This is a genomic window from Morganella psychrotolerans (assembly GCF_001676155.1).
Lineage (GTDB): Bacteria > Pseudomonadota > Gammaproteobacteria > Enterobacterales > Enterobacteriaceae > Morganella > Morganella psychrotolerans.
Window position 1 is genome coordinate 1 of the sequence record NZ_LZEW01000033.1, and the last position, 17,193, is coordinate 17,193.

Annotated in this window: 13 protein-coding genes and 1 pseudogene; 6 read left to right on the forward strand and 8 right to left on the reverse strand. The window is 51.2% G+C overall.

Annotated features, from left to right (window positions below; translation table 11 throughout):
• On the forward strand, positions 1-203 hold a 203-nt coding region (locus tag AYY16_RS20660; protein WP_208020749.1), incomplete at its 5' end, for a hypothetical protein.
• Here AYY16_RS20660 and ybbP read toward each other — a convergent pair.
• Positions 200-2,632 (reverse strand): putative ABC transporter permease subunit YbbP, encoded by a 2,433-nt coding sequence (gene ybbP / locus AYY16_RS17625; RefSeq protein WP_067369672.1) that lies wholly within the window; start codon positions 2,630-2,632, stop codon positions 200-202. The two genes, AYY16_RS20660 and ybbP, sit on opposite strands and share 4 nt — an antisense overlap.
• Positions 2,629-3,315, reverse strand: coding sequence for a putative ABC transporter ATP-binding protein YbbA (ybbA, locus tag AYY16_RS17630; RefSeq protein WP_067369675.1), 687 nt, complete (start codon positions 3,313-3,315; stop codon positions 2,629-2,631). Before ybbA ends, ybbP begins: the two co-directional genes overlap by 4 nt.
• Between ybbA and tesA the strand changes: the two genes are divergently transcribed.
• The 5 genes from tesA (at position 3,283) to AYY16_RS17655 (ending at position 7,250) form a co-directional block, all read left to right on the forward strand.
• The gene (gene tesA, locus AYY16_RS17635) at positions 3,283-3,909 is read left to right on the forward strand and encodes a multifunctional acyl-CoA thioesterase I/protease I/lysophospholipase L1 (RefSeq protein ID WP_067369981.1); all 627 of its coding nucleotides are present in this window, start codon (positions 3,283-3,285) and stop codon (positions 3,907-3,909) included. The genes ybbA and tesA overlap by 33 nt on opposite strands.
• Positions 3,910-3,970: 61 nt before the next feature.
• Positions 3,971-4,756, forward strand: coding sequence for an SDR family oxidoreductase (locus AYY16_RS17640; RefSeq protein ID WP_067369678.1), 786 nt, complete (start codon positions 3,971-3,973; stop codon positions 4,754-4,756).
• A gap of 59 nt (positions 4,757-4,815) precedes the next feature.
• Positions 4,816-5,682: a co-chaperone YbbN gene (locus AYY16_RS17645; protein ID WP_067369681.1), complete on the forward strand. Its 867-nt coding sequence runs from the start codon at positions 4,816-4,818 to the stop codon at positions 5,680-5,682.
• A gap of 180 nt (positions 5,683-5,862) precedes the next feature.
• Positions 5,863-6,801, forward strand: coding sequence for an SPFH domain-containing protein (locus AYY16_RS17650; RefSeq protein ID WP_067369683.1), 939 nt, complete (start codon positions 5,863-5,865; stop codon positions 6,799-6,801).
• On the forward strand, positions 6,798-7,250 hold the full coding sequence (locus tag AYY16_RS17655; RefSeq protein WP_067369685.1) for an NfeD family protein: 453 nt from the start codon (positions 6,798-6,800) through the stop codon (positions 7,248-7,250). The genes AYY16_RS17650 and AYY16_RS17655 overlap by 4 nt, the downstream gene beginning before the upstream one ends.
• Before the next feature lie 273 nt (positions 7,251-7,523).
• Here the strand turns inward: AYY16_RS17655 and AYY16_RS17660 are convergent.
• The 6 genes and pseudogenes from AYY16_RS17660 to cueR form a co-directional block, all read right to left on the reverse strand.
• A pseudogene (locus AYY16_RS17660) lies at positions 7,524-9,009 on the reverse strand (C69 family dipeptidase).
• A 243-nt stretch (positions 9,010-9,252) separates the two neighbouring features.
• Positions 9,253-9,681 (reverse strand): hypothetical protein, encoded by a 429-nt coding sequence (locus AYY16_RS17665; RefSeq protein WP_328585687.1) that lies wholly within the window; start codon positions 9,679-9,681, stop codon positions 9,253-9,255.
• A complete protein-coding gene (locus AYY16_RS21585; protein ID WP_328585688.1) occupies positions 9,671-9,895 on the reverse strand; it encodes a hypothetical protein in 225 nt (74 codons plus the stop codon). Before AYY16_RS21585 ends, AYY16_RS17665 begins: the two co-directional genes overlap by 11 nt.
• A gap of 244 nt (positions 9,896-10,139) precedes the next feature.
• Positions 10,140-14,780 (reverse strand): hemagglutinin repeat-containing protein, encoded by a 4,641-nt coding sequence (locus tag AYY16_RS17670; protein WP_067369689.1) that lies wholly within the window; start codon positions 14,778-14,780, stop codon positions 10,140-10,142.
• Positions 14,781-14,816: 36 nt separating this feature from the next.
• Positions 14,817-16,526 (reverse strand): ShlB/FhaC/HecB family hemolysin secretion/activation protein, encoded by a 1,710-nt coding sequence (locus AYY16_RS17675; RefSeq protein WP_067369694.1) that lies wholly within the window; start codon positions 16,524-16,526, stop codon positions 14,817-14,819.
• A 186-nt stretch (positions 16,527-16,712) separates the two neighbouring features.
• On the reverse strand, positions 16,713-17,132 hold the full coding sequence (gene cueR, locus AYY16_RS17680; protein WP_067369697.1) for a Cu(I)-responsive transcriptional regulator: 420 nt from the start codon (positions 17,130-17,132) through the stop codon (positions 16,713-16,715).
• Positions 17,133-17,193 lie beyond the last annotated feature (61 nt).

The following is a 17,193-nucleotide window of genomic DNA, read 5'->3' on the forward strand; positions in this document are numbered from 1 at the left end:
AATCAGAACAAGCCCGGACCACCATTGCATACACCGCTTCCTTTGCGCATCAAATGAGAGATAAGTATATTTTACTTAAGGCAAATTTACCTGTCCGCGAGTCACACTATCAGAATAATAGGGGACGGATTATGTTAACGAATATGCCCGCACAAACAGCCGCCGGTAATTATCTCTGTTGTCATCAGATGCGCCTTTGTTAACTTTGCAAACTGCGGTATTGCTGTGAATCGCCTAATAATCGGATCCCCAGCACACTGCCACACAGCGAAAGCAGGAAACCGCCAATCAGCGGCAGAGCAATCCACAGCGGCCACTGCGGCTGCCACGGAAAATCAAACACCCGGGTCTGTAACTGCCACAGGGCGATTTCAGCCCCCAATGCCGCGACAACACCCGCCATCGCGCCCAGCAGGGCAAATTCACACCACAGTGTGCGCCGCAACAGGCGTTTTCCGGCTCCCAGTGTGCGGTATACCACCAGTTCCGTTCTGCGCTGATTCATCCCGACCTGGATTTGCGCCAGCAACAGCAGGACGCCGCAAATCAGTACCAACACAACCATCGCTTCCAGCGCACGGCTGACCTGCGCCAAAATAGTCTGGATCTGTTTGAGCATCGCGCCGGTATCAAAAATACTGATGGACGGATACTGACGATTCATTGCCGTAATTAACCCGTCATTACCTTCATAATGAAAACTGGTCAGCCACATCGCCGACTGATTTTGTAAAGATGACTGATTGAAAATAAAGAAGAAATTCGGGCGCATACTCTCCCAGTCCACCTGACGGATACTGCTGACCGTGGCGGTGAATGGCTGTGTATCACCGACAAACGTCAGGGTATCGCCCACTTTCAGCCCGAGCTGTTTCACCACTTCCATTTCAATGGAGACTTCCCCGGGCTTCGGCGGCCAGGTGCCGTCCGCCAGTTCATTCATCGGCGGTAATTTATCGTGCCAGGTGAGGCTCAGTTCACGGCGGACAGTATTATTGCCGGGATCGCGCGCATCCGCCCATGCCAGCGCAGTTTCGCCGTTGATACCGGACAACCGCGCCAGCACAACCGGGTAATATTCTGTCGGCGTTACATTATGTTTTGCAAGCAACTGATTGACCGGTTCAATTTGTGCCTGCGTCATATTCACAAGGAAATAATTGGGTGTGTCCGGCGGCAATTGTTGCTGCCAGCGCCCGATCAGATCCCCGCGCACCATCACCAGTAATCCCAGCAGCATAAAAGAGAGCGCAAATGCGCCGGTCTGTACCAACGTCTGCCCCGGCTGGCGCAGTAAACGCCGGATAGCCAGTTGCAGGCTTAATTGCCGGAACGGAATTTTCGCCAGCAGCCATAAACCGCCGTAACCCACCACCGCAAGCAGAGCCGCGATCAGCACCACTCCCGATAACACCGCCCAGAGCAGCACAGAGGCGTTTGTCAGCACAGCCAGCCCACCCGCAACAATCAGCGCCACCAGCGGCAGATACCAGCGCAGCGGCCAGACAGGGGAGATAACATCATTGCGCAGCACACGCGTCGGCTGCGTCAGCATCAGTTGACGGTACGGACGCGCGCCGACCAGCACAGTGATCGCCAGCAGTGTCAGCAGCGCCCAGATCCACGGCCACCAGCCCGGAGCAGGCAGTTCTTTCGGCAACAACGGTGCGAGCAGGCTCATCAGCACAACATCAAACACCAGCCCGAGCAGCGACCCTGCAACCATTGCCGCCGCCATCAGTACCGCCCATTGTCCGATAACCCAGTAGCGCAGCTCACGGCGACCTGCGCCGAGTGTTTTGAGCACAGCAATCAATGTGTGGCGGCTGCGGCAATAGTGCGACATTGCCACGGCAACAGCCGCAATCGCCAGTAACAGCGTCAGCAGGGAGGAGAGCACCAGGAACTGCTGTGCACGATCAATCGATTTCGCCAGCGCCCCGCCTTCCTGATCCAGTGTCACCCAGCGCTGATCGATACGCAGAGTATCTTTAAATTTTGCCTGAAACGCAGTCACCGCATCCGGTTCACCGGCAAACATATCACGGTACGTCAGGCGGCTGCCGGGCTGTACCGCGCCGGTTGCGTTCACATCATTTAAATGAATAAGGACGCGGGGTGCCATCTGAAACGGATTAAACCCGCTGTCCGGCTCCTGGATCAAAAAACCGGCTATTTTCAGATCCGTATCCCCGACTTCCAGCTTATCGCCCGGTTTCACCGAAAGCAGTTCCGCCAGACGCGGTGCTATCAGGATCTCACCGGGCTGCGGTTTCAGCCCCGGCGGATCAGTTTCTAATTCGCCGTAAAGAGGATAAGCATCATCTGCGGCTTTGACATACACCAGTTGCGGCACATCATTGGCAAACACCATGGTGTTAAAACTCATCTGCTGACTCAGGCGCAGACCGTTTGTCTGTGCGGCGACAAGCCAGGCTGTTTCCGGCGGATGAGAGCCGCGCAGCACTAAATCACCCGCTAAATAATCACGGCTCTGATAATTAACACTTTGATTAATGCGATCCCCTGCCCGCCCGAGCGCCAGCACACATGCCACCGCCAGGGTCAGAGAGAGCCAGACCACCAGCAGAGACGGCGTGCGCCACTCCCGCCAGAACCAGCGCCAGATCATGCCAGTTCCTCCAGTTTGCCGTCAGCGAGTTTTAACCGCCGCTGACAGCGTGACGCCAGGGTCAGATCATGAGTGACTAAAATCAGTGTGGTGCCGTGGTCACGGTTCAGGGAAAAGAGTAAATCGGCAATTTTTTCGCCGGTCTGGCGATCAAGGTTACCGGTTGGTTCATCGGCAAAAAGAATTTTCGGGCGCGTGGAAAAGGCGCGGGCAATCGCAACGCGCTGCTGTTCGCCGCCGGAGAGTTGCGCGGGCATGTGTTTCAGACGTTTCTCAAGACCCAGTTGTGTGAGCAGACGCACGGCATTTTCCCGCGAAGCAGATTCTGATTCGCCGCGCAACAATGCAGGCAATTGCACATTTTCCAGTGCGTTCAGTGTGGGGATCAGCATAAAGGACTGAAAAACAAACCCGACATCCTGCGCGCGCAGTTTTGCCCGAGCTTCTTCATCCAGTTCAGGCAAAGAATGCCCCAGAAGATTTACCTCTCCGGACGTGCCGTCATCAAGCCCTGCGATGATCCCGAGCAGGGTCGATTTCCCCGAACCGGACTCGCCGACCAGCGCAAGTGTATCCTGAGACTCGACAACCAATTCAACACCCTGCAATATAGTGATCTCATTTTCATCCTGACCGACGCGCTTAATAAGATGATGAACTTCAAGAATACGCTCCAACGCCATCTCTGTTTCCTTTTTCTGCTGCTGTTCAGCGGGAATGTCTTTGCCGCCGGAACGTTACTGATTCTGGGTGACAGCCTGAGTGCCGGTTATCGTCTGCCCGCCGAACAGGCGTGGGCGACACAACTGGGGCAACGCTGGCAACAGGCCGGGAACGGCATCACACTGATAAACGGCAGTATCAGCGGCAATACCGCCGCACAGGGGCTTGCCCGCCTGCCCGCACTGCTGGAACAACACAAGCCGCAATGGGTATTGATTGAACTGGGTGCCAACGACGGTCTGCGCGGTCTGCCGGTCGCACAAACCCGTGACGACCTTCAGACCATTATTAATACTGTAAATGCCTCCGGGGCGAAACCGTTACTGATGCAGATCCGCATCCCGCCGAATTATGGCAAGCGCTACACCGAGCGGTTTTCGGCGATTTATCCGGCACTTGCCGCGGACAATGCCATCCCGCTTATCCCGTTTTATATGGAAGCCGTCGTGACAAATCCACAATGGATACAGGATGACGGCATACACCCGAATGAAACGGCGCAGCCCTATATTACAGACTGGATGGATAAAACATTACTGCCTTATTTACACTAGGGTTGCCGGATTATCCTAAATGATTTGTTTAGAGTATATAAGCAGTTAAGCAGGTAAAGAAATGCAAAAAGCCGTTTTGATCACCGGATGCTCCAGCGGAATCGGGCTGTGTGCCGCTAAAACACTGAAACTACGGGGATACCGCGTCCTTGCCGCCTGCCGCAAACCGGCGGATTTAGCCGAAATGACCCGCCTCGGGTTTGAGCCGGTGGCGTTGGATCTGGACTCCCCGGAAAGTGTTGCCCGCGCGGCACAAACTGTGCTGACATTAACAAACAATCGTTTGTATGGTTTATTTAATAACGCCGGCTTCGGATTATACGGTCAGATAGAGACTATCAGCCGCACTGACCTGGAAAGACAATTTTCCGCTAATCTGTTCGGCACGCATCAGTTAACCTGTCTGCTGCTGCCCGCGATGAAACACGCAGGAGAAGGCCGGATAATCCAGACCAGTTCTGTTATGGGGCTGATATCCACCCCCGGACGCGGCGCATACGCCGCCAGTAAATATGCCCTGGAAGCCTGGTCTGATGCGTTGCGCATGGAGCTTACCGGCACCGGCATTTGTGTCAGTCTGATTGAACCGGGCCCCATAGCCACGCGCTTTACCGACAATGTCACACAAACTCAGCAGGATAAACCGATCAAAAATCCGGGAATTGCACGTCTTTTTACCGGAAAACCGGAAGATGTGGTCAACAAAGTTATTCATGCCCTGGAGCACCGCAATCCGAAAATGCGCTATCCTGTAACAGGGCTGACTGTCATTGTTATGTGGCTTAAACGTTTATTGCCACAACGGCTGATGGATAAAATACTGAATAAAAGACCGCCCGCCGCTTGAAATGCAGCGCAGCGCCCAGATGTTAACTTTAAGTCCGCCAATTTATTAAGAGAATGAATATGTTATCAAACGCGAATAACACACACAGCACTGATGTTAACGAAAGCAACTTACGCCAGGTTATTGACGCCTCCATGCAGGTGCCGGTTGTTTTTTTCTTCCATTCCCCGCAATCACCGCAATGTCAGGAGCTGGGTGTCACTCTGGAAAAAATCGCTGCTGAATATGCCGGAATGATGATCCTCGCCAGAGTGAACTGCGATACCGAACAGATGATTGCATCCCAGTTTGGTCTGCGCGCGGTGCCGACAACCTATTTGTTCCGTGAAGGGCAACCCGTTGACGGGTTTGAAGGACCACAGAGTGAAGAAACCATCCGCACATTTTTAGCTAAATTCCTGCCAAATGAATCAGAAATAAAAGCAGGACAAGCAATCGAACTGATTGAAGCGGGTGATTTTCAGGCGGCTTTACCGCTGCTGCGTGATGCGCATCAGCTTGATGAACGCAACAGTGAGATCACGTTGCTGCTGGTGCAGACATTACTGGAAGTTAATCTTTCGGAAGAAGCTGAAAAAGTATTGAAGTCTGTCCCGATTCAGGATCAGGATACGCGCTATCATAGTTTCTTATCTCAAATTGAATTACAAAAACAAGCAGCGGATACCCCTGAAATTCAGGAGCTGCAAACGGCATTTGCCGCAGATGCTGAAAATGCGGAACTCGCGGTACAACTGGCGCTGAAGCTGCATGAAGTTCATCGTAATGATGAAGCTCTGCCACTGTTATTCAGCTTCCTGAAACGCGATTTGGGTGCGGCGGAAGGTCGTGTGCGTAAAACGATGATGGATATTATGGCGGCAATGGGCACGGCGGATAGTACTGCCGCATCTTATCGCCGTAAGCTATACTCATTACTCTACTAATTATACTATACCCAACGTCATTCAAGATGCAGGCAGGCGGCAAGGGAAGATAGACGGGAAGCATACATCAGTATGTAACCCGGCTGGCTGAGTGCGGCCAACGAACCTGCAGTTTGAATGAATAAGGGTATACGCGAATAAATTATTTAACTGACTCATTACTGATAAGGATTTTGGCTCATGGATTTGTTCTCGCTGGGTTTTGTCCCGATTATTATTTTAATCGCCGTTATTATCGTAGCAACGGGCGTCAAAACCGTTCCGCAGGGCTTTCAATGGACGGTTGAGCGTTTCGGTCGTTACACTAAAACATTGCAGCCGGGTCTGCACATTATTGTCCCGTTTATGGATCGCGTTGGTCGTAAAATCAACATGATGGAACAGGTACTTGATATTCCGTCACAGGAAGTTATTTCCCGCGATAACGCCAACGTAACTATCGATGCAGTCTGCTTTATTCAGGTTGTTGACCCGGTTCGCGCGGCTTATGAAGTCAGTAACCTGAATTTAGCTATCATCAACCTGACCATGACCAACTTCCGTACCGTGCTTGGCTCGATGGAACTGGATGAAATGCTGTCTCAGCGTGATTCTATCAACTCCCGCCTGCTGCATATTGTTGATGAAGCAACTAACCCGTGGGGGATTAAAATCACCCGTATCGAAATCCGTGACGTGCGTCCGCCGAAAGAACTGATTTCAGCGATGAACGCCCAGATGAAAGCAGAGCGTACCAAGCGTGCTGATATCCTGGAAGCGGAAGGTATCCGTCAGGCGGCCATCCTGAAAGCAGAGGGTGAGAAACAATCTCAGATCCTCAAGGCGGAAGGTTTACGCCAGTCTGCGTTCCTGGAAGCAGAAGCCCGTGAGCGTGGTGCAGAAGCGGAAGCCCGTGCAACTCAGATGGTTTCTGATGCAATTTCAAATGGTGATATGCAGGCAATTAACTACTTTATCGCCCAGAAATATACCGATGCACTGGCTAAAATCGGTTCTGCTGACAACAGCAAAGTGATCATGATGCCACTTGAAGCCAGCAACCTGATGGGTGCTATCGGCGGCGTGGCTGAAATGTTTAATGTATCAAAAGATAAAAACAGTCAGGGTAAATCTGCATGATTGAACTGATCGCATCGCAGGCAATGTGGTTCTGGCTCTGTTTCGGCGGTATTCTCCTGATCCTGGAGATGCTGGGAACCGGCGGTTACTTGTTGTGGAGCGGTGTGGCTGCGTTAGTTGTCGCGCTGCTGGTCTGGCTGGTGCCGGGTCTGAGCTGGGAGTGGCAGGGTATTATTTTTGCCGCAATGACAGTGGTCTGTGCGGTGCTCTGGCGTAACTGGCAGCGCCGCCGCCAGCGGCCCGACAGCACAACACCAAACCAGGTGAACCATAAGCTTATCGGTCTGCGCTCACATCTGCTGACCGATACTGAAGATGGTTTCAGCCGCATCCGCCTCGCGGACGGCAGCTGGCGTATTCACAGTGTCACCCCGCTTCCTGCCGGTACAGAAGTGGAAGTGATCGCTGTTGATGGCATTACGCTGACCGTCAGAGCCGTCAGCCGGTAACGCAGCAGTATCTTTGTCATATCTGAACGGCCTCTGTGAAAACAGAGGCCGTTTTTTTACTGATCAAAAATACAGTGACCCGATACCCTGAATGCAGCCAACGCCGTTGCAGAGCAAAGGATGACGCACACTAACTTATTCAGACATTACGCTAAATCATTCGTTTTGTGGCAAGGCGGCGAAGTGAAGATATCCCCGGGAGCATACATCAGTATGTGACCGGGGTAGCTGAACAAAGCCAACACAGCCACAGAGCGAAGGATGACGCGTATTTTAGGCACCTTTAAAACGGTAGCGCTCATTCACTGAATTAGTCAGGTCCTGAAGAATAATATTAGTCAGCTTATCAGTGGTATTTAACGCATCCTGCATTACTTTGTTCTGGAAACCCTGCAATAACTGTTTCGCTTTTGCCGGATCCGTTTTGTAGATACTCAGATACTCTTTTTCCATTGCCTGCTGTTCTTTGGCAAACTGAGCTTCCTGTTTACTGTATTCCGCCTGCACAATTTTCGAATATTTATTAAAATCGATCATTGCCAGTGTCTGTAATTTACGGAATTTCCAGTGCGCTGAGAGATTATCGGTTTCCGGTGACCCTATTGTATAAGCTTCCACATAGCTGTCTGGTCCGTAATAGACCGGGACATAAACAGAGAGTGTCGGCATACCGAATGCAATATAGCGGACATTACCAATCTCTTTTGGTAAGTCTTTTCGCACCTGTAAAATATGGGAATGCTGAGTTCTGAAGACAGAAATAGGTCGTTTTGTTGTATCCGGATAGGTGGTTGCGTAAGGTGATGTACCTACATTTTCATAATGATTGCGCAGCCCGTTTTTAATATCTTCCAGACCCAGTTTTTTAGCCGGTTTTAAAAAGACCGGGAGATCGTTAGATTTTACATCTTTAAAATCGGTTTTAGTTTCAGGGTTATACATCTTCTGTAAGACTAATACGCGGGGATAGTTATAATAACCGTCGCTTTTCGCATTATCTTTTGTATACGCTTTTTTTGAAATTAAATTCGCCGTCTTTCTTCGGATCATATAATCCGTTTTTCTCTGCAAAGGAAATCAGTGTCGGTGATGAAAGGTAATTATCTTTATCATTGATATCAAACTTTTCCAGACGACCCTGGTTTGCCGTTACATAATAGGTATTCGCAGGAATTTTAGCCGCCATCCACTGATGACCACTACCGGTTTCTAAATACCAGATCCCGTCTTTATCAATAAAGGCGACACCAAACCCTTCACCTGCGCCTTTTTCTTCAATGATTTTACCTAAACGCATGATCCCTTCTTTTGCTGAGGAAACATACGGTAATACCACATCCGGAATAGCATCTTCAATAATCCCGGTGTCTTCAAGATACGGGTCAATTTTTAAAGATGCGTCGTTGGCAAAAATGGTTTCTGTAGCACTGATCCCGACACCGGCATCATTAAACCCGTTAGAACTGAAACGGAACTGGCCTTTATCATTCCACTCCGGAATAGTGGTATAGCGCATTGCTTTTTCCGGCAGGGTATACGTGAATTTATTTAAATTCGTTTTAAACTCTGTTTCTTTATTTACTTTTTCCTGATTCACCTGCAACACTTTCGGGTTTGCCGGGTTCATATCTTCATTACGGGCAATATATTGTGCGCCATCTGAAGAGGCGTCCGCCCCGACAAAAATAGTGGTACATGCAGATGCATCAGTAATCACCAGAGCAACACCCACAGCCAGAGATAAAATACTACGTTTCATAGAAAAGACCTTCCATTGCGTTATGAATTGCGCTTACGCTATCCATTACCAACTAAATTTTCTTTTACGTAGATCGCATAATGCAAAGTCAACCACTGCTTTATTCGCAAAACATGGTGTAATTCACTAAATTACGTTTTAATTACGGATGACTGTTTTGGTTAAAATCTCAGGTTATTTTTTTTAGCAGAGGAATTGATCGGGAGAGGGAATGCAGAATATGAAACAAATAAAAAAACATAACTATCTGATTTCTGTTTTACTGATAATAATTAGTCTGTGTGTATGAATATCAGGATCATGTCCCCAACAAAAGTCACTCCAGTATTCAAAAAATGATTCTGTATCGTGAATAATAAATAACGGTCTGTCCTGCTTCCCGCCATCTGAAACATAGACATAAAAACCTGCTCCCTGTGCCCAGGAGATCATAACTTCCCAAAAACGACGACCATCTCCGGTTTGTTCTTCATCTGTAATAACAATATGATAGGTTTCCAGTAGCCAACTGAAAAAGTGCCTTGGCAGGTCAGCCACTGCAAGCCGGTGTTTGTCTGCTGTAGTACGCCAGACTTTGATTTGCGTACACGTTGTTTTGCCGGCAACAATGTCATTTCTGAAACGAAGTTCAACCACGTAAACCGTTTCAGGAGTATCTCCGTCAGTAATCAATCTGTAGTGATGTTTTTTTTATTGACTTAACAAAGCGATATCCGTTCTCTGCCGGATATCCGGGTAATATAAAATCCTGAGCACCCGCTATCAAAAACTGCTTTGTTTGTTCATTATTCTCAGACGGCAAGTTCAGATTCCGGTTAAACCCGGCGGTTGGAATAAGTTTTGGCATTATGGCGCTGGCTTGTAGTGATGATTTTTCATTCTTCATATTAGCGCCTCATTACGTACAATTTATAAACACAGTATACACAGATATCACCTGATATCTCTTGTTATAAAAATTTCACTTTTCCTTAAACAATATGCTTTCTTATAACTTATTATAAGAAAATAAAATTATATACATCAGTTAGTTATTTAATTAACACAAATAAATAATCACTGTTATATTAAAAAAAACGGCTCTTCCTTAATAGCGAAGAGCCGTTTGGTTTTACAGAGCAAAGACGGGATTATTTCACCCGACTTTCCACGCTGCTATGCTCATCCGTGACCGAAATGCCTACAGGGGATTTCCCGTTCAGCAATCCGTCTTTGACCGCACTGATTGCCTGCCCGGCATTGAGCGGCAATTCGCCGTGAACACGGGTGCCGGTGTTTTTTACCGCCACTGAGCGGGTTTCTGTCCGCCCGTTTGCCACATCCGCTATTCCGCCAATTGCAGCCCCGGTGAGAACCGTACTGCCGCCGGTGCGCAGAGTGCCCTGCTCCCGGGCTGTCAGTCCGGATTGTTGTCTCACCTGCTCAACTGAGCGGGTTTCAAACGCACCTTTGATCTTTCCGCTGGTTCCGGCAGGTGCCGTCAGTCCGGATTTTACTTTATCCGCCACAACGCCTGCGCCGGAACCGGCGCTGTCTCTGACAGAATCAGCGGCACTGTCCAATCCGCTTTCTAGGCTTGCTTTGATTTTATCCGCATACACCGGTGTTCCGGCATTCGCCAGTTTTGCCGTTGTGCTGCTGCTCTCCTCATTCGTATTATTGAGAGAAAGATCAACATCCATCTTTGTGACTGCCTGCGTATTGGTCCGGCTCTCTATCACCAGATCCCCGCCGACACGCCCGCTGACATTATCCGCCGTAACATTTCCCCCGAGGATCTGAGTGTCGTTCCGGCTGTTCAGTGTCAGGTTTTTGCTTTCAACTGACGCATTTTTCTGTGTCACGGTCTGACTGTTATCGATCCCGCCTTTCAGCCCGGCGCTGACATTATGCCGCGAGCCGGTTTCCGGGTTTTCCTTACTGCGGCTGGTGCCGATGTTCAGGTTTGCGCCCGCATTCCAGTTGGCTTTGTCTGTGGTTTTTTGGGCTGATTCAATGACAATCCCGCCATCCCTTGCTGTCAGTGCGGTATTTTGTGCATCAATCTGAGTCCCTTTCAGATGCAGAGCATCACCGCGCATACCGTCTGCGGAAACAGACGCGGTTCCCCCGCTGCGGATACTGCCGCCGCGCTGATCAGTTTGATTCTCTGCCTGTTTACTGACAGCGAAGTCACCACCGCCGCCGAGTTTACTGCCGGTATCGGTGTTACCGCCGCTGCCCTGCACACCCGCGTTCCACTTGTGACCGGTAACCGTATTTGTGCTTTCAGCACTGTTGAGATCGGTCCGGTGCCCGCTTTTTACCGTGATATCCCCGTCACTGCTCAGATCAGCACCTTTGAGTGTCAGGTCATTTCCGGCTTGCAGAACAACACCTTTGCTGCCATCGATAAGCCCGGTTTTCGCCGTTGTGCCGGTTTCGTTATATACTTCACGTCCGCCGCCAAGACCGCCGCCCGCATTTTTCAGATTAACTGATTCAACATTTACCTTCGCATTGGCATCAAATCCGTTAACTGTTTTGCTGTGGGTGTCATTAGCCTGATCCAGTGTCAGATTATCCCCCGCCCGCAGCGCAACATTGCTTTCATCACTGCGCAATGTACCGCCCTGCAACGTGATATCGCGCCCGGCGTTAATAGTAATACCCTCTTTTGCAGAGAGTGAACCGGTTACTGCGTTGCTGCTGCTTTCCGTGGTGGCGTGGTTACGTCCGCGACCTTCTGCACTGACAGAAATATCCTGTCCGGTGGAGGTCGCAACACGCAGGCTGCCGGAGCCTTCAGCAACATTGGCAGACTCCTGATGGCTATCTGCCGCTGCGGCTGACAGATAATCGCCGGTATCGATCACAATACCGCCGTTATCTGCACGATATTGCGTGCCTTCATCGCGGACACTATTCCCCGCCTTAATCTGCGTGGATCCGGACTGAATCGTGGTGGTCACCGCTTTGCTGTTCTGCGTAACGGTTTGACGGTTTTCACCTTTGCCACTCAGATCCACACCAATATCCGGCAGCCCGACCGCACTTGTGCTGTCTGCGGCGGCAGCGATATTTCCTTCTGCCACTTTTTCACCGGCATTCACCAGCGGACGGGAAATCTTACTGTAATCAAGAGAAATACCGAGATTACCTTCCCCGCCTTTGGTGGTTTCAGTGGTTTTATCACTGTTGTGCGCGGCCTGATGCACAACGGTATCACCCGTTTCGGTGTATTTTCCGCCGACTGTGTGTGCCGCACCTTCCTGTGTAATGGTATTTTTAGCGGTCAGAGTTAAATCACCCTGCACCTGCGTGCCGGATGTTACAGCCTGATGCTTCTCCTGCTCCTGTCGGGTGTCAGTATGACCCACACTCAGTCCGCCGCCGATTTTATCGGCTCCGCCCGTGAGATAAACCCCGCCGTGCGTTTCCTTTTTCTGCTGAGTACGGGTGTCGCTGTTGTCCGCCGCATTCAGGTGAATATTCTCCGCCGAAAGCGCAGCATCACCTTGTGTCGTTGTCAGAGATGAGCCCGTCAGAGTGATATCGTTCCCGGCAGTCGCGGTAACACTGCCGCCTTTCAGTTCACTTCCCTGATTCTGAACTGTTTCCTGTTTTTCAGAGTCGGTGGTATGGCGGATATCCAGCCCGGCGCGGTACTGTTTATCTTCCTGCTCTTTGGCATAGCCGCTGATTTTCAGTTCAGTCTCTGTTTTGTCAGACTGTTTTTTTGCCTGCGCCGCACGGACATTAATATCACCAAGGGTATCAATGTGAAGTGCGCCCGCACTTTCAATCAGACTGCCGGTGATAGTGATATCATTTTTCCCTGCCAGCCGCAGATCTGCATCTGATTTCAGCTCACTGCGCACAATGCGGGTATCTTCACTGTTTTCGCGCAGCGTGCTGCTGGTGATATTAAATGCGCCGCCATTACGGTTATCAATATGTTGTGCCGTCCGGCTGACACCGTTCTCTATCACCAGATTACCGCGCCCGGTCTGTACCAGACTGTCCTGTGTGCCTTTTACTTTACTGCCGGTCACCACCACGGCGTTCCCGCCGGAAAGCAGAAGTTTACCGCCTGCGGTAAATTCAGATCCCTGAGCCGCTTCTTCTGTGGTTGCCGTGTTTTTACGCTGCCCGCCGCCTATCCCGCCCCAGGAGGTGATATTACTGGTGTGTCCCTCATGTTGCGTGGCGGTTTGCGTGCCGATGCGCAGGTCATTGCGGCTGTTCAGGATCATATCCTGCCCGGCCTGTGCCTTTGCTGCCTGTGCATTGATATCACTGCCCGCATTCAGTCCGAGGTTTCCGCCCGCACTCAGCTGCGTTCTGACAAGCTGCTCACGGGAGGTCACATCTGCCCATGTGCCACTGTGCAGTTTTGCCGATTCATTACGTTTATTGCCGGACACGGTTTGTGTACGGGTGTTTTTCACGCCCTGAAGATGAATACTGCCCGCTGCATCAGCACTCAGATGATTGCCCGCGTCTGCGGTTGCCCCTTTCATCACAATATCACCGGTTTTAGCGGTAATACGGATATCACCGGCGGCACGAACCGCCGTGGTTTGCTGATTTACACTTTCATCTTTGCGGGTTTCGTTATTCTCCCAGGACATTTTCCACTGATTATGGGTCCGGCTTTCTGATTGCGCGACCTGGTCGCTGTCCAGAGTGACGTCCGCGCCCTGAATAGTGACATTCTGCCCGGTCACATCAGTCCCGGTCAGTCGCGCATCCTGTGCTGCCACTAAGGTGATATTTTTGCCGTCCAGCGTGGTGCGGGTATAGCGCGCCTGGTTTGTGGTGGTTGTGAGTGTCTGCCCGCTGTGTTTATTCTCTGTCTGATGATGGTCACGGCGCAACAGACCTTCTGTACGCAGCGAACCGCCGTTCAGATTGATATCCCCGCCGGTTACCTGTGCTGCCGTGAGTGTCAGCGCGCCTTGTGCCTGCGCATCAAAACCATTCACCGCATCAATTGTTCCGGAGAGTTTCACACCACTGCCCTGCGCGGTGTTCACCAGGCGGATACGTCCTGCCCGCATTCCGCCCAGATAGTAACTGTCCAGCGGTACGGCATTTTTCCCGGCAGTAATCGTCTGCATATCGGCGGAGACAATATTGTTACCGGTGATCGCATTCAGCGTACCGGCGCGGATCGCTCCGTCTGCATTAATAGCGGGCGCAACCAGATCCAACACCTGCCCGGTGGCGATCCCTTTGTTGCCGATCGTCAGCTGATTATAATTATCCAGCGTGCTGTAGGCATTGATCATCCCTTTGTCAATCAACGGATTACCGACCACCAGCGCCGCGTTGTTGGTATTAATAAATCCGCAGCCCTGGCAACTGATCCCGTTCGGGTTCGCAAGGATCAGATCCGCCGCCATGCCGAATACTTCCTGCTGCCCCAGCAGCAGAGACGGATTGCGGCTGATCACTTCATTGAGGATAACCCCGGCCGCCTGCCCGTTCAGGTGATTGTTTGCCTCCAGATGTCCTGCAAGCTGTGACTGCCCGCCGTTCAGGGCGTTATTAAAGACCGCCCCCTGATTATCCACATTAAAATCACGATATTGGTTATGTGACAGTCCGTTATTATTCGGTGCCACAATATTAATAATATCTGTTCCGTTTACCTGAGAAACCCCGGGTCCGTTCAGACCCGTATCCGCCACAATACCCACAGCATTGCAGTTAAAGGTGACAAACGCCAGCGCCATCCACGCGGCGATTTTTCCGGAAGAAGAGAGTTTAAACCGTTCTTTTTTCATATTATTTCCTTACCATCCAACAACAGACGAATGTGATCAGAACTGATATCCGAGACGCAGGGAAAATAACGTATCCTGCGCAGGCATTGCCGCGGCAGTTGTACGGGCACGACTGATTTCCGCATCCAGCAGTGCTCCGCCGTAACTGAAATTGATGCCCGCAGAAACCCCGGTGGCAGATTGCCATCCCGCATGTCCGGTCTGAGCCATCACCCGTCCGTAGTCCACACCGGCACGCGGCGTCAAAGCGACGCCCTGCCGGACAAAACGGCGGGAAAGGGTGTTTTGCCAGTACCCCCCTTTATCCGCCGATAACGAGCCGTCGCCAAAGCCCCTGACAGCATTGCTGCCTGACAGTGTCAGCCACTCCACACCCGGAAGGTTGTCCTGAGTGTACTGACCGGTCAGATTGCTGCTGAGCAGGTACGCATCACCCGACAACGAAAAGCCCTGAATATAATTGAGCGAAAATTTACCTTTGGTATATTGCGGATCAGACCCCGGTAAGGTTTGCCGGGTATCGGCACCAAACAGTGTCGTGCCTTTCTCCGCCGAAAGCGTAGTGCTGATAACACCGCCCGGCACCATAAGCAGCCCGGTGTAACCGGCTTCCGCGATGCTCAGGGACGGGCTGCTGACGCCAATCAGTGTGTCGTTTATATAATTGCGGCTGCGTTTGTATGTGATTTGCGCCATCAGAGAATCAATCCGGGTCTGGTTGCGGAAAATGGCATAGTCTGCCCGCAGCGCAGCCTGCGCGCTGTCTCCGTGTAAAATGACCCGGTTATAACGCAAAGCCTGGTCTATCCGGTAACCGGACATGCTGGCGTAAGTGCTGACGGTCAGCGCGCCGTACGGAACGGAATAGAACAGCATCCCGGAACGGCTGTAGCGGTTTTTCCGGTCATCTGTCGTGGTTGCGCCACTCAGGCTGAGAAAGTCCGATAACTCCGCCGGACTGTCTGCTGATGCTGTGGCGCGCATCTGACGCCGCCCGGTACTTTTCTGCCCGTAGTTATCAGCCGTAAGAGAGAGGGACAAAGGTGTGCCGCGCTGATTATTCAGATGCACAACCGAGCCGCCCGGCAGCTTTCCGGGAAGAATATCCATCGTGACATGATTGGATCGCAGGCGGTTTGCCTGATCCAGCCCCTGCTCCAGTTCGGTTATTTTCAGCGGTTTTCCGGTCAGTGACGGAAACAGCATCGCGGTATTAATCCCGCCGTCTGCGCCGTCGATCCGCTCAATAATGCCCTCGGTTACGCCGATCCCGATTTCCTGGTACGTATTGACCGGCAAAAACCGGATACGCGCAGTGATATAACCTTTCGCCAGGTAACGCTCCATCAGCTCTGCAACCAGGATATTGATATCCCGGCTGCGGATACACTGCGCAGGCAGTGGAGAGAGCGAAGAGAGATCCGCCTGTGATAACAGCGTAATCCCGGAAAGATACACACCGGTCACCGGCAGACAGTGGTCATTCCCGGCGAGTTGCAGAACAGATTCCGCCGCCGGTTTGGTATTATGAGATTTATTAAGTTGCTGATAAGCCTGCTGTTCCAGCAGGTCATTTACCTGGTGCGTGGTGTCCTGCAATGCCCGGCGCGAGGCATCAACGCCCGGATTGTCAGGCACGGAAGGAAATGGTGCGGCAATCGCTGCCCGACAGAGAAATATCGCGGGCAAGGCTATGCAACAGACAATGCGGCAGAGCAATATCGGTAATACCGGTAATTTAGTCAATTCAGCTTACTTATCCCGCACGATATTCACCGCCCGTTCCGGGCAGAGAACCCCGAGTCATCCGGCGTGGCACCGGATTGTAAAAAACGCCGGGGTTTTATCTGTTATCGGCAGAAGTAAGCAAAACTTAACTGTTTCAGATGAAAAAGGCGCCCGCCGGGACCGGCAGACGCACTGAGGAAAATATTACTTATGACAGGCGGGTTTACTGTGGCGGCAGCCCCCTGAAAGATGTTCAATAATCGGGCAGTCTGCGCTGTCGTCGCCCGGACAGGATTCCGCCAGCACCAGCAGGCGGTCACGGATAGCACTCAGCTCCGTAATGGTTTTTTCAATCTGCTTCGCTTTACTCAGTGTGGCAGATTTCACATCTGCCGCATGGCGGTTCGGATTACGAAACAGTGCCAGCAGTTCGCGGCACTCATCAAGCGTAAAGCCCACTTCTTTCGCCTGACGCAACAATGTCAGCTCATCCAGGTGGCGTTCACTGAAATAGCGGTAGCCGTTCTCACCCCGATCCGGGGGTGTTATCAAAGATTTATCTTCGTAAAAACGGATAGCTTTTGGCGTTAAACCCGTTTTTTGTGCAATATCACTGATATTCATAACTTCTCCTTGACCTTACCCTTGAAGGAAGGTTTACCATCATCTTAAATCAAAATTCCCA

Coding starts and splice junctions, on each gene's coding strand:
- ybbP (WP_067369672.1), bottom strand. CDS start 2,632: ATGATCTGGCGCTGGTTCTGGCGGGAGTGGCGCACGCCGTCTCTGCTG.
- tesA (WP_067369981.1), top strand. CDS start 3,283: ATGATGAACTTCAAGAATACGCTCCAACGCCATCTCTGTTTCCTTTTT.
- ybbA (WP_067369675.1), bottom strand. CDS start 3,315: ATGGCGTTGGAGCGTATTCTTGAAGTTCATCATCTTATTAAGCGCGTC.
- AYY16_RS17640 (WP_067369678.1), top strand. CDS start 3,971: ATGCAAAAAGCCGTTTTGATCACCGGATGCTCCAGCGGAATCGGGCTG.
- AYY16_RS17645 (WP_067369681.1), top strand. CDS start 4,816: ATGTTATCAAACGCGAATAACACACACAGCACTGATGTTAACGAAAGC.
- AYY16_RS17650 (WP_067369683.1), top strand. CDS start 5,863: ATGGATTTGTTCTCGCTGGGTTTTGTCCCGATTATTATTTTAATCGCC.
- AYY16_RS17655 (WP_067369685.1), top strand. CDS start 6,798: ATGATTGAACTGATCGCATCGCAGGCAATGTGGTTCTGGCTCTGTTTC.
- AYY16_RS21585 (WP_328585688.1), bottom strand. CDS start 9,895: ATGAAGAATGAAAAATCATCACTACAAGCCAGCGCCATAATGCCAAAA.
- AYY16_RS17670 (WP_067369689.1), bottom strand. CDS start 14,780: ATGAAAAAAGAACGGTTTAAACTCTCTTCTTCCGGAAAAATCGCCGCG.
- cueR (WP_067369697.1), bottom strand. CDS start 17,132: ATGAATATCAGTGATATTGCACAAAAAACGGGTTTAACGCCAAAAGCT.